At 40.8% G+C, this 19,556-nt stretch carries 12 protein-coding genes and 1 pseudogene; 11 read left to right on the top strand and 2 right to left on the bottom strand.

Annotated elements, in window-relative coordinates; translation table 11 throughout:
* Complete coding sequence (locus KO534_RS02980) at window positions 1-1,302, top strand: sensor histidine kinase (RefSeq protein ID WP_215927073.1); 1,302 nt, start codon at window positions 1-3, stop codon at window positions 1,300-1,302.
* Window positions 1,303-1,373: 71 nt separating this feature from the next.
* Window positions 1,374-1,685 carry an HD domain-containing phosphohydrolase gene (locus KO534_RS02975; RefSeq protein WP_215927071.1) on the top strand — a complete coding sequence of 104 codons (312 nt, stop codon included), beginning with the start codon at window positions 1,374-1,376 and terminating at the stop codon, window positions 1,683-1,685.
* 212 nt (window positions 1,686-1,897) lie between these two features.
* Here KO534_RS02975 and KO534_RS02970 read toward each other — a convergent pair whose 3' ends face one another.
* On the bottom strand, window positions 1,898-3,526 hold the full coding sequence (locus tag KO534_RS02970) for a glycerol-3-phosphate dehydrogenase/oxidase (protein ID WP_215927069.1): 1,629 nt from the start codon (window positions 3,524-3,526) through the stop codon (window positions 1,898-1,900).
* 681 nt (window positions 3,527-4,207) lie between these two features.
* Between KO534_RS02970 and KO534_RS02965 the strand changes: the two genes are divergently transcribed.
* The 7 genes from KO534_RS02965 (at window position 4,208) to KO534_RS02935 (ending at window position 15,213) form a co-directional block, all read left to right on the top strand.
* Window positions 4,208-6,913 carry a TonB-dependent receptor gene (locus tag KO534_RS02965; RefSeq protein ID WP_436836571.1) on the top strand — a complete coding sequence of 902 codons (2,706 nt, stop codon included), beginning with the start codon at window positions 4,208-4,210 and terminating at the stop codon, window positions 6,911-6,913.
* A gap of 147 nt (window positions 6,914-7,060) precedes the next feature.
* Complete coding sequence (locus KO534_RS02960; protein WP_215927064.1) at window positions 7,061-8,611, top strand: tryptophan halogenase family protein; 1,551 nt, start codon at window positions 7,061-7,063, stop codon at window positions 8,609-8,611.
* A 4-nt stretch (window positions 8,612-8,615) separates the two neighbouring features.
* Window positions 8,616-9,380 carry a SapC family protein gene (locus tag KO534_RS02955; protein ID WP_215927062.1) on the top strand — a complete coding sequence of 255 codons (765 nt, stop codon included), beginning with the start codon at window positions 8,616-8,618 and terminating at the stop codon, window positions 9,378-9,380.
* Between the two features lie 30 nt (window positions 9,381-9,410).
* The gene (locus tag KO534_RS02950) at window positions 9,411-10,856 is read left to right on the top strand and encodes an SLC5 family protein (RefSeq protein WP_215927060.1); all 1,446 of its coding nucleotides are present in this window, start codon (window positions 9,411-9,413) and stop codon (window positions 10,854-10,856) included.
* A gap of 368 nt (window positions 10,857-11,224) precedes the next feature.
* On the top strand, window positions 11,225-13,357 hold the full coding sequence (locus KO534_RS02945) for an alpha-galactosidase (RefSeq protein WP_215927058.1): 2,133 nt from the start codon (window positions 11,225-11,227) through the stop codon (window positions 13,355-13,357).
* A 67-nt stretch (window positions 13,358-13,424) separates the two neighbouring features.
* Window positions 13,425-14,123 carry a FadR/GntR family transcriptional regulator gene (locus KO534_RS02940; protein WP_436836570.1) on the top strand — a complete coding sequence of 233 codons (699 nt, stop codon included), beginning with the start codon at window positions 13,425-13,427 and terminating at the stop codon, window positions 14,121-14,123.
* Between the two features lie 649 nt (window positions 14,124-14,772).
* The gene (locus KO534_RS02935; RefSeq protein ID WP_215927054.1) at window positions 14,773-15,213 is read left to right on the top strand and encodes a hypothetical protein; all 441 of its coding nucleotides are present in this window, start codon (window positions 14,773-14,775) and stop codon (window positions 15,211-15,213) included.
* Window positions 15,214-15,352: 139 nt separating this feature from the next.
* Here KO534_RS02935 and KO534_RS02930 read toward each other — a convergent pair whose 3' ends face one another.
* Window positions 15,353-17,347 (bottom strand): serine hydrolase domain-containing protein, encoded by a 1,995-nt coding sequence (locus tag KO534_RS02930; protein WP_215927051.1) that lies wholly within the window; start codon window positions 17,345-17,347, stop codon window positions 15,353-15,355.
* A gap of 426 nt (window positions 17,348-17,773) precedes the next feature.
* On the opposite strand from KO534_RS02930, the pseudogene KO534_RS02925 reads away from it, so the two are divergent.
* Together KO534_RS02925 and KO534_RS02920 are read left to right on the top strand one after the other, a co-directional pair.
* A pseudogene (locus tag KO534_RS02925) lies at window positions 17,774-18,496 on the top strand (enoyl-CoA hydratase/isomerase family protein); the annotation flags it as partial.
* 123 nt (window positions 18,497-18,619) lie between these two features.
* On the top strand, window positions 18,620-19,531 hold the full coding sequence (locus tag KO534_RS02920; RefSeq protein ID WP_215927047.1) for a 2OG-Fe(II) oxygenase: 912 nt from the start codon (window positions 18,620-18,622) through the stop codon (window positions 19,529-19,531).
* Window positions 19,532-19,556 lie beyond the last annotated feature (25 nt).

Below are 19,556 nucleotides of genomic sequence, written 5' to 3'. Positions count from 1 at the left end.
ATGAAAATTATGCCAAGTCTAAGACTTTACTTTTTTATCAGTGTGGTTTTGCTTGGCTCGGCGATGGCAATTGGATTTTCTTTTCTAAGCGCGAATTATTATATTGATGGCTTAGATCGTGGCATAAACAGCACTATGTTTGAATTAGCTAAAAACACCCAGCTAATTCATGGTCAATCCAAAGATTTCGCTAGCTTTAATATTGCCAGCAGTTGGCAAGACACCCCAGACATTATTCAGCAACGTTTTAAAACCCCACCTATGGAAGAAGGACGATTACATAAAATCAAAGACCAAGGTTTGTTTTTCACTATCCCCAAAAATATATTTTTTGTGGTTTTGCATAGAACCGCTGAAGGCGAGCAGAGATTTGTTTCAAAAGTCATACTTGAAAAAGACATCATTGAAATTGCTGAAACTAACCGCCCAACAAATCCATTAATTTGGGCGCTATTAATAGCGATTTTTGCCGTCGCAGTGTTTTCTATTTTTCTGTTCATGATCATGCAAAAAGTTACAAAGCCGGTCGAGTCGTTAAAGGACTGGGCCAAATCTTTAAACCAGGAAACCCTAAAAAACGCCCCTCCCGACTTTAACTACAACGAATTAAATATATTAGCGACTTTAATACAAGACAGTTTACTTTCCGCTCATCAAAGTTTAGAACGAGAACAACGTTTTTTGAGTTATGCTAGCCATGAAATACGCACCCCTATTGCAGTGATTCGCAGCAATGTAGATTTACTACAGCGTCTCAACGAAAAACAACCTGCCAACGATAAACAGCAACTAACGTTACAACGAATTCAACGGGCGGGACTCAACTTAAGCAATTTAACTGACACTTTATTGTGGCTTAGTCGCAATGAAGATATAGCCATTGCCCCTGAACCAGTTGACCTGAGTAAAATAATTCATCAAGCCTGTAACGATTTAGGTTATTTACTGGATGGTAAAAACGTTGATGTAGAAATTGAAGCTGAACAATCCAGTGTCAACGTAGTATCTGTGGCCTGTCAAATAGTGATAAACAATCTCATTCGAAATGCATATCAGCATACCCAAGAAGGATATGTGACTATTAAACAACTTGGCAGCTGCATAACCATAATAAACACTAACGTAACTGAAGATAACGACCAATTTAGCGGGAAATCAGTTAAAAGCCCCATCGCCTTTGGCCATGGCTATGGTTTAGGTTTGCAACTAAGTGAAAAAATTATAACGCATCATAACTGGCAATATTCCAAGCACAGTTCACAAGGCAGCTATCGAGCGACCATCGATTTTGAAAATCGCTGAATCTAGACTTTTAATACACACAAGATAATTACCAGATAACTGTAGACTTTAATGACCAATCATAATCTCAAATGAGCAACAATAATTTTCTACGTTTTGCTAAAGAAATTGCTTATGGTCATCACGAAAAATGGGATGGTAGTGGCTATCCTCAAGGCTTGTCTGGTGATGACATTCCTGTGTCTGCAAGACTAATGGCACTAGCCGATGTGTATGATGCTTTAATTAGTAAAAGGGTATACAAACCTGCCTTCCCTCACGAAAAAGCAGTGGCGATTATTGAGCAAGGAAAAGGCAGCCACTTTGATCCAGAAATGGTTGAAGCTTTTTTACGCATACAAGAATCTTGTTATGCTACCGCGCAAAAATATGCTGACGACTAATAGAGACTTCTTCAAATTAGTGGAAATCAAATTAGAAGTGTCAGAGTTTCAGCCAACTATACATTTTAAGTCTACAACTAAAAAAGCTCGTAGGTTTATATACCTGCGAGCTTTTTTCTAAAATTGAAAGTGAATCTATATCAAGTTATTCACAGCCCATAAAACATCCAATAGGCTGAAGCTGCAAAAAAAATATATAAAACACTATCCACTCACTCTTGTGAATCACAATATTCTTTTAGCTTAGCGTCGGCTTGCTCTGCGAACAGGATTTCGCAGGCTTCTATAATACCTTTTGTGTTGACTATATCTTGTTTTCTTAACACCATTTCTATTTTCGAACGTCTGCGTAAAAAATCCTCTAGTTTGGTTATCATCTCTCGTTTCGCTGCGTAATGTAACTCTGCTCGGATGTATTCTGCGTTTTCAAGCAGTTGTTCGGCTTGACTTGGATCTCTTTGAATTTCATCTAAAATCTGCAACGCGTGCATGTCATATCTGCGCCATAATCTGGTACTTAGCTTTTCAGAAGAATATGCCGGAGTTAGGGTGTCTAAATCCATCAAGTCAGCTCGATGTTCAAATTCTGCTTTCACTTTATTATCGGACTCCCCGTACCAAATACTTGAACGATGCGGTAATGCGATACCCAGATTTTCAATAATCTCGCAAATTTCCTCCCCAACGTTCAAACAATCGGTTAATTTGCCCCCAAATATACTTAAGTATTTATCATCAGTATTAGTATCAATCGCATGTTTACGAGATAACGCGACCCAATCTGGATTGCCACTACTGTCTTTAACCGCCAGCGGTCGTACTCCGCAACGTTCTGAAATAATATCCTCGGCAGTCAGCGGAGTGTCTAAATCAAGCAAAGCGTTGACGTTACTAAGAATAAACTCACGATCCGCAGATGTGACAGTACAATCAGGTTCATCGACTTTCTCATCTGTCGTTCCTATACAAGTTTTTTGTCCCATAGGGATCACAAAGAACAAACGGCCATCGGAGGCGAAAAACGCCAGAACTTTGTCCACTTTAGTAAGCTTATTAACTATTAGATGAATTCCTTTCGAAAACACATGCTGGTGCTGTGTTGTTTGCTGGACTTTATGATTCAGCTCATCCACATAGGGTCCGCAAGCATTAATAATTGCCTTTGAGCGAATAGTAAATGTCTTACCTGTGATGTTGTCTTTCGCTTCAACTAACCAAGAACTTCCTTGCCTTACACAATTTGTGGCCGACACGTAGTTAGCGACATAAGCATTATTATCCATGGCTGTGCGCAAGAAATTGAAAACGAATCGTGCATCATTGTCATGCAAGTAAGCATCTGAGTATTCAAATCCTCCCTGAGCGTTAGCTATGTTAATCGCTGGCTCGGAAACTTTGATTTGCTTGGAGGTCAAAAAAGTAGGGGCCTTTGTGAATAACCGCCCCATAAACCAATAAACCAAAGTACCGATAAATACGAACCAAGCAGGAAAACGAAAGCCCTGTTGAAGAGTGGTTAAAAATCGAATCTCTTGAACAGTAGAAGGATAACTTCGCATCAAATGATTACGACTTTTACACAGCTTATTTACGAGTAAATATTCGTGATTCTCTAAATATTTAATACCTCCCCAAGCAAGATTAGAGGAATTAGATGACGTTTTCCCAGCAAAATCCCCGGCATCAACCAATCCTACTTTTGCTCCTTTTCGTGACAATGCTGCGGCTGAAACGGCGCCATTTATACCACCACCGATGATTAACACATCCAGCTCTCGCTGAGTTAGCTTTTTGAGATTGCTTTGACGAAGATGCACCTTAACCCCACCTTTATTTATCATATAAATACTATAGAATATGAATCTAAACTCTTCAATGACTATTATTTATTCGATTAACAGTAAATGGTTAAACGCCATACCGCCATGAGTATTTAGCTTACTTACAAGCTTAATATTTGAACAAACTGAAAACAAAAATCATCGACAAACACTTTAAATCAGTCTATTTACCGGTTTTTTCCTAGCGAAACCAAACATAGTTATTCGGAAGACCCACCCCATTTACCCATAGAAGACAGTCACTTTGATAAATCACATTATTCACAAGCAGATAAATACTACGATAGTAGTATTTATCATACAATATTAACAACGAAATCAAAAAAGTTAAAAACCCAAACAAACACAGAAATAACTCACTATTTATCATACACTTAAAACAACACCCGTATAACATCTTTGCAACTTAGAACACAAAACAATGTAATATCCAGTCTTTTTTGTTAAATTTTTGTTTGTTTTAGGTTGATCATTTTACTATTTTAAATCTATTATATGATAAATAGGCTTAATACCCTATTTATGAAAAATGACTCGGCGCATAAACACATGCTGCAAATAAATAGTTAATTATTTAATTTGTAAAACTTGAATCGCGCCTGTACACACACGAGAGGGCAAGACATGAGCACACATTCCTTTAAAAAAATAGGCAAATATACAGCAGTGGCTTCAGCCGTGATGGGCGCGTTAATTTCGTCTCATTCGGTTGTAGCGCAACAAGCCGGCGCAAATGAAGATAATATCGAGGTGATTTCAGTAAGTGGTTATCGCAGTAGTTTAAAAGCTTCAATGGACGATAAGAAAAACGCGAGCGTAGTGTCAGACGGCATTAAAGCTGAAGACATAGGGAAGTTTCCAGACTTAAATGTTGCAGAGTCGTTGCAACGTATTACCGGTGTATCTATAGATCGTAATGGCGGTGAAGGACAAGCAGTAACTATTCGAGGGTTTGGTCCTCAGTTCAATACTGTTTTGGTTAATGGACGTCAAATGTCTTCAGAAACGGGAGGCCGCGAGTTTGCGTTTGATTCAGTGTCAGCTAACCAAATCGTCGGTGCCGACGTATATAAAACCACAACGTCTAGCATGCAAGAAGGCGGTATAGGCGGCACGATTAATCTAATCACCGCTCGCCCATTTGATTATGATGGCTTTACCGCGTCAGTTTCAGCAAAGGGAATGTATGAAAGTCTCTCAGAAGAAACCTCGCCTTCCATTTCAGGTTTAGTATCCAACACTTTCAATGATGGCACCATGGGTGTGTTATTTTCGGTTAGCCATGAAAAACGAGATGTTCAAATAAATAGCATACAAACAGCAGGATGGAGACCAGGTCAAACAATCTCTAACTCACGTGATGGTGTGTTATTTACCAACGCTTATATCCCACGAAATTGGGATCAAGTAATAGACAACCAAGAACGAACTAGAACAAACGCGAATCTAGTTCTGCAATATGCGCCGTCAGAAGATATTACTATTACCCTAGATGGCATGGTATCAAAGTTTGAAGTTGACTCTTTGGTTACCGATTTAGCATCTTGGTTTGAGCCTGACCGTGTCGGTTCTGCCACTATCGACCAAGCAACAGGGACACTAACAAGCTTTTCCCAAGATGTCGGGTTATTTGTCAGTTCTGGTAACCCAGCAACTGACTTGGTTTCTCACACCCGTAACTCTCGTGATATTAACAATAGTGCCTTCGGCCTTAACGTTGATTGGTTAATCAATGATGCTCTTTCAGTTGAATTTGACGCCTCTCGTTCGACCGCAGAAAACGACCGTGCCGGTAAAGACCGTTTTAATGTAATTGGTATCATCAACAATTATACCTTCGATGGCACTGGTGCAACACCAACAGTGCAGCACGATGGATTCCAAAACGGTAACTTGCCAGATGCTAATCTAGCTAGGCTGCACTACAACGAAAAAGGTAATCAACCAAGTTTTGAAGATACCATCACTGAATTGAAAGCCGACTTTACCTATGAATCCGGAGGTGATGTTTTCACTGGCGCTAATTTTGGTGTTTACTATCAAGATCGCGAAAAGAAAAACTTCCAAATTTTTGCCAGTCAATGTGCTTTTTGTGGTTACAACGACGCTGCGCCATTGGATCGTGTTGATTTTCGTCCGTACACGGCAAACAATTTCTTTACCGGTTTGATTGACACTTTTTATACCTATGATGGCGACGCATACATAGACTATTTGGCAGAAACGGGCAACCCCATTACTCCAGAACTTTTGAACAATCGTTATACTATTAATGAAGAAATTTCGTCTCTGTACCTTAGCTTTGACTTTAACAGCGACATAGATGACATGCCGGTTTACATCAATATTGGAGCGCGCTATTCAACCACTAATGTTGACGTAGAAGCCGTTCAAAGCTTTATCGCTGATGTTGTACCAACAAGCGACCAAACCTTGTTTTCTAACGTTTTTGGACCTGCAACAGATATTGTGGAAGGCGGTTCATATTCGAGTTTGCTACCTAATATAAATATCAAATTGGAAATACAAGATGACATGGTTCTTCGTTTTGCGGCCTACGATTCTTTAACTCGTCCAACTATGAGCGACTTGTCGCCAGCAACAAATTTTGGTGAACCGCGACGTCAAAACCTAACTGCAAGCGGTGGCAATCCAGCACTTAAACCATTTAGGTCAACCAATTGGGATATCTCATACGAGTGGTATTACGCCGACACTAGCTTATTTTCGTTCGCGCTATTTAGTAAAGAAGTGGAAAATTTCATTACCACTTTGACAGGAGAAGAAACCTTTACCCTAGAAAATCGTGCCGACCAGCCTGACTTTTTGTGCGCCGATCAAGCATGTTCAAATTTAGACGTAAATGCCCCTATCACGGCGCAAGAGTTATACGGATTACAAGAAGTGTATTTGGTGAGCCGTCCGCAAAATGGTGAATCTGCTCGCGTTACAGGTTTCGAAGTAGCACTTACCCACGTATTCGAAAATGGCTTCGGTATAACAGCCAATGCAACTGTGGTAGACAGTTCGGTTGAATTAGGTAGCGATACCTCAACTGCATTTGCGTTAGAAGGCCTGGGAGATTCCCAAAACTTGGTATTATTTTATGAACAAGACAATTGGCAGGCTCGGGTGGCCTACAATAATCGAGAAAGCTTCCTACGTAATATAGATAACGGTTTCAATGGAGAGCCCGTTAATACCGAGACTTTCGGTCAAATCGACATAAGTGCAAGTTATGACATTAGCGAAACAATGACGGTGTTTTTTGAAGGTATTAACATTACTGAAGAAGAGCTAGTGCAAACTGGACGTTTTGCTAATCAGATATATTCTATTGAAGATAATGGTTCACGCTATGCGGTTGGCATACGTGCAACCTTTTAAGTAAAGAGTGTCCTGTTAAAGTGATGGTGGTTTGCTTACACCATCACTTTTTTTACTTTAACGAGCAACCTAAATTGTTTTAGCGAATATATATTATGAGTAAAAACCAATTTGTATCTTTGAAATCGACCTAAGGTAAGGCTAATTATGACTGAGCACGTAAGGAAAATAGCCATAGTTGGCGGTGGAACGGCTGGATGGTTAGCTGCAGCTATCATTGCTTCAAAACACAAAAAAGCAATCATCGCAGGACAAATACAAATTAGCTTAGTGGAAGCATCAGATATACCCACTGTTGGTGTAGGTGAAGGGACTTGGCCTACGATGAAAAATACACTTAAAGACATCGGGATTAAAGAAAGCGACTTCTTTGCTCATTGCAATGCCACATTTAAACAAGGTGGTAAATTTGTCAATTGGGTAAAACAACAAGATGATTTTTACTATCACCCTTTTACAGTGCCACTTGGTTACGGACGTATCGATCTTGCACCTTACGTTGACCGCATCGAAGATTTCGCGATAGAGGCGAATTATCAACATCACCTGTGCGAAGCAAACTTAGCACCGAGAAGCATAAGCGAAGGAGAATATTCGGGCCAGTGTAACTATGCGTATCACTTTGATGCTGGCGCATTCGCGGATTTGCTGAAGCATCATTGTCGCAACACTTTAGGTGTTAAACACATTATTGGCACAGTTAAACAAGTCAAATTAAATGAAAACCAAGATATTAGCAGTATTATCTTGGAGGACCAGCAAGAGCTAGCAGCAGATTTATTCATTGACTGTACTGGGTTTAGTTCATTATTGCTGGGACAAGCTCTAGGAGTCGACTTTATAAGTAAAGAAGAATACTTATTTAACGACACAGCTCTTGCATTACACGTACCTTACCCTAGTGAAGATGCCCCTATCCCATCACACACCATTGCAACTGGTCAAAATGCGGGGTGGATTTGGGATATTGGTTTAGTCACTCGGCGAGGGGTGGGTCATGTTTATGCTAGTCAGTTTTTATCTGATGATGAAGCACTACATAATTTGAAAACCTATCTGGGTCCGCAAGCGAAAAACATTGAGCCGAGAAAAATTTCGTTTAAATGTGGACATAGAGCAAAATTTTGGCACCGTAACTGCGTTGCTATAGGTATGTCAGCTGGGTTTGTAGAGCCTCTCGAAGCCACTGCAATTATGCTAATTGAAATTTCATCGCGGTTTGTGGCTCAAAATTTACCACCACAACGTAAAAACATGACGACTATTGCCAAGCGTTTTAATCAACAAATGGACTACAAATGGTCAAGAATCATCGACTTTTTGAAATTACATTATACCTTAACAAAACGGCCTGAGCCTTATTGGCAGGCTCATACTACGAGTGAAACTATACCTGAGTCTCTAAAAGAAGATTTGTCGGTGTGGGCCTATCGTGGCCCAATACATGCTGATTTTGAAAGTGCGATCGAACTATTTCCAGCAGCCAGTTATCAATACGTAATCTATGGCATGGGTTTTAAACCTGATTTCACCCAGCAACACTACCTATATGACCAAGGCCAACAGGCACTAGTAATCAAGCAGCGAAACCAACAACTCACTCAACAAATGTTGCAGTCTTTACCAGACCATCGAACATTTATTAATACATGGTTAAATACCACGAGCGCAGGTCAACATCTACCCCAAGGAATATAGCAGCATGCCACTATTAACTGAGCTTAGCAGTCAAAATCACCACAATTTAAAAATAATTCCCAGTGGCATAATTGAGCACGCAGCAAAGCAGCACCTTCTTCAGTTGCGAGCCTCTGAAATTGCCAACGCTGCCTGCTCGTTTCCGGTATTTTTAAGTCGTAACAATGTTAACGGCGCTTGGGCGTTTTCAGCCATGTGTGGAATTGAACTTCAACACAACTTATTTGTAATAGATGGACATTGGCAATCAGTGTTCCAACCTTTGAGTGCACAAACCTACCCCTTCTATCTAATGCAATTAGAAAATCAAGAAAAACAATATGGGGTTGGCTTTGATGCACAAAGCGCTGCTTTATCGGAGCAACAAGGTGAAGCTTTATTTAACGCAGACAAACAAGCTAGCCCGCATTTATCTAAGGTAACTCAAGCGTTAGACAGCGAAATAAACAGTCTGTCGCAAACCCATCAATTAACCCAAACACTTGAACAGCTTAGTCTGATCAAAGCCTTAGATTTACATATTGTTTATGGCGACGGTCAAACCAACAGAATTACAGGACTTCATACTATTGACGAAGACCGCTTGAGAAGTCTCCCGGGCGATACTTTAGTAAATTTGAATGACGCAGGTTACCTGACGCCTATTCACGCTATGTTGATGTCTATTTATCAGCTCAACTCTCTGATAAATAGGCATAATGCGCTGCCTGGCAAGGCCTCAATTAGCACAATAAAAATGGAAGTCAGCAAGTCCAACACTCTTGCATAACTTACCTAAAACCTTGATAAGTAGAACAATATGAACGCAGACTTTATACAAATATCGATCTTTTTATTGGTTACAGCCGCAATAGGTTTTTTGACCTATTTGCAATGCAAAGGCAAAGGACACACCAAAACCGATCAAACCAAAGAATACTTCTTAGCAGGTGGAGGATTGGCTTGGTATTACGTTGCGGGTTCCATTACCTTAACGAATTTAAGTACTGACCAACTTGTTGGTATGAACGGTAATCAAATGGCCTTATTGGCGCTATGGGAATTTTCTGCCGTTATTGGATTGTTTATATTGGCCAAAGTATTTTTGCCTATTTACTACCAATACGATTGTACCACCACAACTGAATTACTCGAAAAACGTTACCACAATAAACACATACGCGCGGTAATTAGCCTTCTGTTTTTTCTCGGTTCAGCCTTGATATTTTGTCCCGCGGTTATCTATAGCGGCTCTTTATTTATGCAAAACATGTTTAACATAGATATCCCAATAATGTATATCGCTAGTGTATTCGCCATAGTAGGCGCTTTGTACGCGATTTTTGGTGGGTTACGAGCGGTCGCGGTTTCAGATACTTATTCTGGAGTGATTCTTCTTATCATGGCGGTAGTGGTGGTATTTTTAGCATTAAACGCAATTGACTATAACTTTGAGGGGATCCCCAAAGAGCGTCTCACTTTAATTGGTGACAATGATTCACCCATCCCATGGCATACCCTTTTTACCGGCATGATTTTTATACAAATGTTTTATTGGGGTACCAATCAAGTTATTACACAACGAGCCATGGCGGCACCCAATATAAAAGAAGCGCAAAAGGGTGTCTTTGCCGCTGCTGGAATAAGACTATTAATTGTCCCTACTATTATAGTGGTTCCAGGTATTGTGTCTTTCAAATTATATGGCGATATCGGTGATGCAGCCTATGGGACTATTGTGGGCGATTTGTTACCCAATTACTTAAGTGGTGTATTTGCTGCTGCTATGGCAGCCGCGGTGTTGACAACATTCAACAGTAATCTAAATTCAGCCACTGCCCTGTATGTTTGCGATATCCACGAGGCGTATTTTAATAAAAAACCTAACGTGCAGAAACTATCGGGTTTTGTGACAATTTTGATCACTTTGTTGTCGTTAGCTTTAGTATTAGTTTACCGAGAAGCCGATAGCATCATCAATCTCATTCAGCAACTTTACGGACTTTTGAGTATGCCAATTTTATCGGTGTTTATTTTAGGCCTGGTATTTAAAAATGTGCATGCAGGTGCCGGCCTATTTTCGGTCATTTTTGGTGTAACTTTATACGCTCTGCTTTCATTCGAATTTTCTCCCTTTTTTGCCCCCTTTGATTTGCATTACATCCATTTGATGTTTGTGACTCTGCTTAGCTGCATTGTTTTGTCTTTATTGCTCAACTGGGCGGTTTATAAGCAAAAACCTCAGTTCCAATGGGTTAATAGCTGAGTATCAATAACACTAATGTCTATTGAGGCGGGCTGTGTAGCATCAGCCAACAGCGCGCCTCATTGATTAACAAGTGTTGAATTTATTTGATGAAAATTAGCGCTTTAATATGTCTCTAATAATGGTAATTCTAAAATATATCTCGCAATAAATTACAGAAGATTGACCTGTTCAAGTGACGTGAATGATCGCTCAACTGTAAAGTATGACTCCTTTTAAAGCACACTCTAGCAGCTGGATAAATCGTATTATTGCAACGGATATTCACCGCAATCTTGTATTTAACATATTTATATGATTTATTTACATTCATCGGTATTCAAACTAAAATACCTATAGTTTATTAACACAGTACAGGGCCTCACAGCATGAGCCAAGCGGCGGATTTTATAGATTTACATTCAGATTACATGAGCCTTATTTTCGATTGCCGTCGAGGTACGCCTTGTATCCTTTATTTCGGTAAACGTCTCAACCAGCAAAGTAATCACCGCATGCTAGAAGTTTTGTCTACACGACAAGAACCGAAATGTGCACTGGCTGAAGAAGTACCTATTAGTCTGTCTCCCTGTTTGGGGAACGGTTTTACCGGCTCTCCAGGTATCACTTTAAACAATACCGCCAATGCTTGGTCTGTTGGAGCGAGTCTTGTTGATATTAAACAAACTGCACCGAACGAAGTATGTTTTATTTCTGAGGATAGAGTTCGAGGAATTGAGGTAAATCATCAAATAACTCTCGACCTATCTAGTCATGTAGTCATTGCGAATACTCTAGTTCGCAACCTATCACAACAGCCCCTTACGGTTACCGATTGCGCGGCACCAACATTTGCTATTCCTGATCACGTTACTAAAGTGCTTTCCTTTGAGGGTCGCTGGGCACTTGAGTTTCAGCAAAGCACTATTGACTTATTTTTGGGTGCTTATGTCCGTGAAAATCGTAAAGGAAAGACCTCACACGATAATTTTCCAGGTGTGTTAGTGCATGATGAATTTGCAAATGAAAGCCAAGGCGAATGTTATGGATTTCATCTTGGCTGGAGCGGAAATCATCGCACTCGGGTAGAGCTTTTACCCGAACAGCGCACTTATGTGCAAATGGGAGAGTTACTAGGGGGAGAAGAAATTCAGCTTAAGCAAGGGGAAAGTTACCAGTCTCCAAATCTTTATGTCAGTTATTCGGCAAATGGCTTTGGTGAATTATCCCATCATTTCCATACCTATGTGCGCCAAAACCTTCGCCGCTCTGAATATACAACTAATTCGCGTCCCGTTTTCTACAATACGTGGGAGGGCATTTATTTCGACCACAATTTAGAGACCATGAAACAGTTAGCCGATATCACAGCATCGGTAGGCGCTCAGCGCTTTGTACTTGACGATGGTTGGTTTAAAGGGCGCAACAGTGATACCACTAGTTTGGGAGATTGGACGGTAGATGAAAAAGTTTATCCCCAAGGGCTGAGTCCTATTATTGACTACGTGAAATTACAAGGGATGGAGTTTGGGATTTGGTTTGAACCAGAAATGGTCAACCCTGATAGTGATTTGTATCGAGCGCACCCAGAATGGGTGTTGTCGAGTGAAGGTAATCCACAAATCATGTTTAGAAACCAACTGGTACTCGATTTAACACGCCAAGAGGTAAGCGATTATTTATTTTCAAAAATCAGTGCCGTTTTGAGTGCTTATCCGGATATTGTCTTTATTAAATGGGATATGAACCGCGATATTAATCACACTGGCAATGCTAACGGAAAAAGTGCGATTCACCTGCAAACAAAAGCTGTTTACGCGTTAATTGCCCGAGTTAAAAGCGCACACCCTCATGTTGAGATTGAAAGTTGCTCATCGGGAGGCGGCCGCATCGACTATGGCATATTGGCACATACCGACCGTGTATGGACATCTGACTCAAATGATGCGCTCGACCGTCTAAGTATTCAACGCGGCGCTTCATTTTTCTTTCCTCTTGAACTTTTAGGATCACACGTTGGTCCTCGCGATTGTCATATTACCGGCAGACGGATTAGCATGGACACCCGCATAGCTGTTGCGCTATTTGCTAGTATGGGTATGGAAATGGACCCTCGAGAATTAACATCAGAAGACAAAGATAAATTAAAAGCTGGGGTGGAGCTATACAAAGCGCATAGAGGCTTAATTCATAGTGGTAGACACCATAGGTTAGATTCAAACGAAAATTCAATAGATTATGGCGTGGTCTCTCACTGTAAAACACAAGCATTATTTGCCTATAATCATGTGCTTGAAAGCAGAAGAACCCAGCCTAAACGTTATAGGTTTGTTGGTTTAGTCAAAAACTACGAATACCGCTTCAACTTAGTCTGGCCAACCTCGCTCAAAGAGTATTCACCCTCTATTTTGAGCAAAATAGAAAACCAGACTTTTAGTGGAGAGGTGCTAATGCAGTATGGCATGCAACTGCCAATCACCTTCGTGCAAACTAGTCTCATTTTCAAGCTACACAAGGTGTAGAATTTACCGTACACTGATCGATTGAAGCCGTTTATATGTTATATGCGGCTTAGTATTTTTGAATGGAATTAGTATGTCTCAAAACCGTAATTTAACCCAACAGCTTACTCATACTCTAGGTGTATCAATCGTAAATGGTAAGTATCCCGTCGGCGAGGGCATGCCTTCTGAAGCAATTCTCTGTAAGCAATTCGAGGTCAGTAGAAGCTCCACCCGAGAGGCTGTGAAAATGCTCTCAGCAAAGGGACTTATTTCATCAAGACCCAAAAAAGGTATTAGAGTATTACCTGAAACGGAATGGAATTTGTTCGATAGCGATGTGCTTTCTTGGATATTACAAAGTAAACCTTCTTTGAGTTTATTGAGAGAATTCACACAAGTCAGAGCGGCAATAGAACCCAACGCAATGAAACTTGCGGCACGAAACGCAACGCCCAAACAGCTAAAACAAATTGAAGAAGCTCTGTTTAGAATAGCAGAAGCCGAAGAAGGTTTGGACGATCAACTAGATGCGCATATCTGTTTTCTTAACGCAATTTTACAAGCCAGTGGAAATAGGTTTTTCATTCAATTTACTCAGTTTGTCAAAGCAGCATTAAAAGTAAGTATTCGCTATAACAACCAAACTCTAGGTGTTAAAAACACTGACGTCTCATTTCATGCTGATGTGTTTGATGCAATAAAATCAGGCGATGAAAAACGAGCCTATCAACTAGTCGAAGATATCCTTGCTGATGCTTTAGCCTTGATTGAGTCGCGAATATAAAGCGATACTATTTTTCTATTTTGTAACTCTTGATAAAGCTTGGTGTCAGAATTTTGTTCGCTATTCTATGCATTGCTTTCTTTGAGAATTACGTTGCCTGTACCGGCAGCCAATCTATTTGACTAAAAACGTCTTTCAACTTTACAAGCGACCCAATGCGCAACCCACTGAAAGGCTCGGAGTTTTAAATTAGTGTGATTACCAAGGGGCTCTTTCGCTTTCATTACCGAGCGACTTTGTCGTAAAGAGCATATCATTCAGCAGTCAGTATTGATAACTCAAAAGCAACCCATTCAAGGGCTGTCGCCAACTGATTTAGAATGAAATTTCATTAAAGTAACTCTGACCTCTTTTATTTCGGATTTATATAAAACGACACCTGAATTCTTTGATAGCACTAGGGTAATAAAATCAATCGACTAAAAGAAAATGTCGAGGTGAGCATTGAGTACGATCCTGATTTTGGTTTTCCACCGTGAATTGATTACAACAGGCCAGACTACGCGGAAGCTCATAGCCGAGTTGTTATTTATAAGTTTTATGCTAAATAAACCTAACAAGGAAATTGAAGCCAACATTAGCAAGAACGGTCAACGCCGCTTAATTTGGTGTTAGGCAAATAAAGTAAAAATCAAAGGAGACCCTATCAATGACACTTAAATCTACTTTTTATGAGCTTGTAAAGATCAGGTCAATGAATAGTTGGAAATTGAATACTAAAAATAAACTAGTCAAAGTGGTTACATCTTCTAGTAATGTCGGAAATCGAGTAGGGTATGTAACTCAGGAAAAATACATTGTAGGCTTAACTGCATTGCAAATTGAAAGAGATTTGGGTTTAAAACCAAAGATGCTGGCCGGTGGCGCAAAGATATATGAATTGCTCAAACTTCCTGAATTAGGTGAATTCGAATGTAAGTTAAGCACTTGTTTTCCAGGAGGCAGTGTTTTCGAGTGGAAAGATGTTTCTGATCTGGAATTTGAATCAAGAGATTTCTGGCCACCAGGAAAAGGGTTCCCACAGTGGGACATCACCGTTAGTATTCCTACCCGTCTAATTCGTACATTATTAGCACATGAGCCTTACTAAAACTGCATGCTTAACAAAGCAACTTTGTGGATATCGGCTTTAGGTCGTTTCCCATCCATTAAAACTGATAATCAATATCCGTAATCGGCAAATTGATGACGGCTAGCAAAGCTGCTTGGTGATAATCCTGAGTCTTGAACTAGTCGCTTTCAGTTAAAACATATTTATGTTGTGGCGTAATTAAATTGAGGGTTGTTTTGCCCTCTAACTCTCCAACAATAAACTCCACACCCGAGGTTGCACCATCAGTGATAACTAGGGATATAGTGCCATCTGGGTTAGTTTTAGAACCTAAGGGACCACGCCACACACCAGAGTCGAGAATCACAGAGTCGCCTTCGTTGCGGATTTCCACAGACCCCAATTTAGGACTCGTATAAGTTTTAGCAAGACTCTTGATGATTGTTGCATCGGCTGGAATTGTCAGCTCAGCGCGCTCCTTAGCGAGGTATTGATTCGCACCATCGACTGCTACCGCAACTTGAGCCTCTGCTTTGGGTTCAGCGTCATAAAGTAACTCGACCAGTTTACGTCCGAAAGGAGCTAGAAGTGCGCCTCCCCTATCTGAATTAGTTAAGATGACTGCGCCAATATTTGCCTCTGGAATGATCACCATTTGTGACAAATAACCCGCCATTGAACCACCATGCTCTACTATGGCAATGCCATCAATGTCTTTATTTGACAATCCCATACCGTATGTAGACTCGGCCCCCGTTTCTACAAATGGGGCTCTGCGCTCTAATAATGGGGTTTCAGCAAACAGGCGTTTTCCGTCAGGTGCAATTCCTCCAGACAATTCATTGTAAATATATTTCAGCATATCGGTTGGTGTTGACCAAGCGCCACCAGCTGGGCGGTAAGCTATAACGGTATGATTAAAACCATCACTTGGTGTTTGTTTTATTGCGGTTATTTCGCCATCAAAATTAACTGTATAGGGTTTGGCGATATTGCCACTTAACGCCGTTTTGAAGTCGAAAGTGGTATGACTCATATCTAATCTGTCAAAAATATATTCTTGCATAGCACGATCATAGGCTGCGCCTAGTTCCATATCAGGATAGAGTTTATAAGCGGCGACGTATCCCGCGGCTGCGGCCATCTGATTATTATATTGATAGAGTTCACCAAAGCCACTTGTTGGCTGGGTAGCGGCCAATTCGTCAAACACAGATTGAGCAGGAGTATCTGGACCATTATTAAAAACCCATTCGAAGTCTTTACGGGGTAACCCCGTACAGGCGCATACTAAATGACGTATTAATACACTTTTTGTGGTTTCTTCATCGCCCAATCGGAAATTTGGGTAGTGGCTAATCACTGTATCGTCCCACCCAATCAGGCCCTGCTCCACAAGTTTAGCCAATAACAACGTAGTCATACTTTTGGTGTTAGAGGCAATGATAAATCGCGTGTCTCCGTCAATGGCTTCAGCCGTTTCTATATCTTTGACTCCCACACCACCAGAATAAACCACTTCACCGTTTTGAATTATTCCCACGCCAGCGCCAGGAATTTTAAGCGCTTGAGTAGAGTTTTTTAGAAACTCTAGAAGTTCTGCAACTATTTCTGGCGTAATTGTTTTAGCAGTTTTCCCCTTGAGATCAATTGATTGGTATCCTGCACGAGTCAAACTTTGATACATTTTGCGAACCGCTGCACCGCGCTTTCCCAGCGTACCTAAATTAGCGTCAATTAAAAAAACCGACCACTGATTTTGGTAGTAGTGTGGATAGGCATACACCACTCGTTCTTCTGCGGGAGAGGTTTGATATTCAATTTCTACAATTGCATCCCACCCCCGTGTCGGCGCATTTTCATTTTCGAGTTTTAGCACTCGATTAAAGTTAGGATCTACCTTGCCCCAAGCCAATTTTGCAGCACTTTGCGCATCCGTAGCTTGGGCAATAGAGACTAACATCACTCTCGCATTACCCTCAGGCGCAGTGTAAGTGATTGCTTCCTTACTTTCTGAGCGCAGCCAATCTTTAGGTTCTGAAAACGTTGGCGTGTAAACACTCTGTTTTTTCGCATTATTAGCTGAGGGGGTTACCGTTTCGTTCGAAGAACAGCCCAAAAATAAAACACTGATTACAAAACACAGATGTAGCGAACGTAGAAAAAATTTCATTTGAAGGACCTAGAAAGTTTGTAGACACAAGAAAGCCTAGAACATAGTTTGCTGCAATACAATAGTTCAAAAAACAAACAAAAAGGTTATTTACAAAAATGACCTTATATACATATGAGCACTCGCTAGATTGAAGTTTTCAGGAATTGCTGTTGGTAATTGGATTGCGTTCTTCAATCAAGTTTATTCTTGAAAAAGAAGACTAACTGCAACACAGTAACAAAACGGAAGGGATTTTAGACTGTGTTTTTTGACAACTCTGTAATAAAAGGGGTCACTCTGAACCCATTGATCTTGTTTGAACTTTTTCATCAGTTGGTTTTCTTTATTTTTGAACACTTTACTCAGTCGATATGCTTGATAAGCGTTCACACCTAACTGTACCAGCGCATCGTGTCCGATGTTGATGGTCGAACCAGAAGTTTCGCGATGCGGCTTAAACGTGACCGCAGCACTAAAGTAGTAGTATTCCAATCCGCCAATCCAGAAATTTGGGTCTGTCATTTCGATACTGAATTACTCAAAGACATGTCTACGGTCGCCGTGTCTCGCGACGATGCGCAGCTATTCGACTTACAAGAAGTCTGTGAACGGATCAGCAAAGTACCACAAGCAACTATCGCCAAACTTGAAGGTTTTGCCCGTGGCGGTGGTCACGAACTTGCACTGGCCCTTGATATGCGTTTTGCAGCCCGTGGTAAATATAAATTTATGCAGATGGAAGTTGCCATGGGCATTTTACCTTATGGTGGCGGTGCCTCACGTATGGCTCGACAAACTGGATTAGGAAAAGCCTTAGAAATAATTCTAAGTGCCCGTGATTTTGACGCTGATGAAGCTGAGCAACTCGGCACCATCAACAAAGCACTGGATCCTGAAGAAATCGGAGAATACGTGGATACTCTTGCTAAAAGAATCTCACAGTTCCCAGCTGAGTCTATCAACGCCTGTAAACAAGCCGTTTATGAGTCAATCGACAAACCGATTACAGACGCGTTAAAAGCTGAAGCTTACTGGTTATATCAAGCCACCAGCAAAACGCCTGCAATCAAACGATTCACTCTTGCAGATGAGCAACGCTTGGAAGACGACATTGAAACTCAGCGCAATTGGAATGATGTGGTTATGCAAGTCCAAGATATTAACTAATCATTATATACAAAATCTAAATTCTGATTCCTTATGTTAGAAGTTTATCTACAAGTTAATATGTAATAAATTGCTGTTTTAGGGTGTCACTACAAACACACTCAACTTGAGTGGAGGTAAATTATGTCAATTAATCAATTACAACAGGCCCGTGAGTTAGCTTTACCTTCACGTGAGGCAATGTTGCACCGTGCGCCTTCGGTGCAACAATTTTGGAATGATAATCAACAGTTATTAAGTAATGCTTGGCAAGAGTGGGAGGAAAACGAAAATATTCTTATTCCTTCTCTAGATATTGCGTTGCTTGATGAGCGTTTACGTAATGCAGTAACACAAGCATGGCAAGATCCCAGCAAAGAAAGCGCAGTACAAGATCTGTGGCAAGAAGTAGCGCCTAACGTATTTGAATGCCAATTTTTTAATCCTGAGCGTCTTGCTGAACTACGCGCTTATTTAGAAAACGTATGGGATGCACAAATTCCGCTACGCCCACCTTATGGCATAGTGTTAAATCGTCGTGGCGCGATGCTTGATAGACGTTCCGAAGGTTTTCTTGCGGCGCCGAGTTTTCAGGCGTTTTATCAGGAGCTTATTGATACATATATGCGCCCTATTGCGCGTATGCTATTTCCAGAGATCACCGGTTATGACACTCAAAGTTTTGGGTTTTCTATTCATTATCAACCCTCTACAGATACTTCAATTCGTCCGCATACCGATGCTTCGGCTGTGACTTTAAACATTAACTTAAACTCACCAGAAGAGTCTTATGCGGGTTCAGCATTGAATTTTTATGACCCACAGCACGGATTAACTAGTGAACTAACCTTTAAACCCGGTACCGCCGTGATCCATAGGGGTAATGTTCCCCATGCCGCTCAGTCAATTACCAGTGGTACACGTTCCAATTTTGTACTTTGGCTATTTGGTAACAATGGAGTCATGCCACCACGTGAAGCGAATCAGGTGAGTTTTGATGCAACGCAACGTTGGACCGTTCCTTCAACTAAACAAGATGATTTTGCACCATTTTAGCCTACGCTTAGGTAGGCATTAATCA

Origin of the sequence: Paraglaciecola arctica (assembly GCF_018861065.1) — a bacterium.
In the GTDB taxonomy this organism is placed as follows: domain Bacteria; phylum Pseudomonadota; class Gammaproteobacteria; order Enterobacterales; family Alteromonadaceae; genus Paraglaciecola; species Paraglaciecola arctica_B.
This window is presented reverse-complemented; position numbering and strand designations above follow the sequence as displayed.

What these genes read in the sequence shown, in the direction of transcription:
- KO534_RS02960 (WP_215927064.1), top strand. Translation starts at nt 7,061, where the DNA reads ATGACTGAGCACGTAAGGAAAATAGCCATAGTTGGCGGTGGAACGGCT.
- KO534_RS02965 (WP_436836571.1), top strand. Translation starts at nt 4,208, where the DNA reads ATGGGCGCGTTAATTTCGTCTCATTCGGTTGTAGCGCAACAAGCCGGC.
- KO534_RS02945 (WP_215927058.1), top strand. Translation starts at nt 11,225, where the DNA reads ATGAGCCAAGCGGCGGATTTTATAGATTTACATTCAGATTACATGAGC.
- KO534_RS02980 (WP_215927073.1), top strand. Translation starts at nt 1, where the DNA reads ATGAAAATTATGCCAAGTCTAAGACTTTACTTTTTTATCAGTGTGGTT.
- KO534_RS02950 (WP_215927060.1), top strand. Translation starts at nt 9,411, where the DNA reads ATGAACGCAGACTTTATACAAATATCGATCTTTTTATTGGTTACAGCC.
- KO534_RS02955 (WP_215927062.1), top strand. Translation starts at nt 8,616, where the DNA reads ATGCCACTATTAACTGAGCTTAGCAGTCAAAATCACCACAATTTAAAA.
- KO534_RS02920 (WP_215927047.1), top strand. Translation starts at nt 18,620, where the DNA reads ATGTCAATTAATCAATTACAACAGGCCCGTGAGTTAGCTTTACCTTCA.
- KO534_RS02935 (WP_215927054.1), top strand. Translation starts at nt 14,773, where the DNA reads ATGACACTTAAATCTACTTTTTATGAGCTTGTAAAGATCAGGTCAATG.
- KO534_RS02970 (WP_215927069.1), bottom strand. Translation starts at nt 3,526, where the DNA reads ATGATAAATAAAGGTGGGGTTAAGGTGCATCTTCGTCAAAGCAATCTC.
- KO534_RS02930 (WP_215927051.1), bottom strand. Translation starts at nt 17,347, where the DNA reads ATGAAATTTTTTCTACGTTCGCTACATCTGTGTTTTGTAATCAGTGTT.
- KO534_RS02975 (WP_215927071.1), top strand. Translation starts at nt 1,374, where the DNA reads ATGAGCAACAATAATTTTCTACGTTTTGCTAAAGAAATTGCTTATGGT.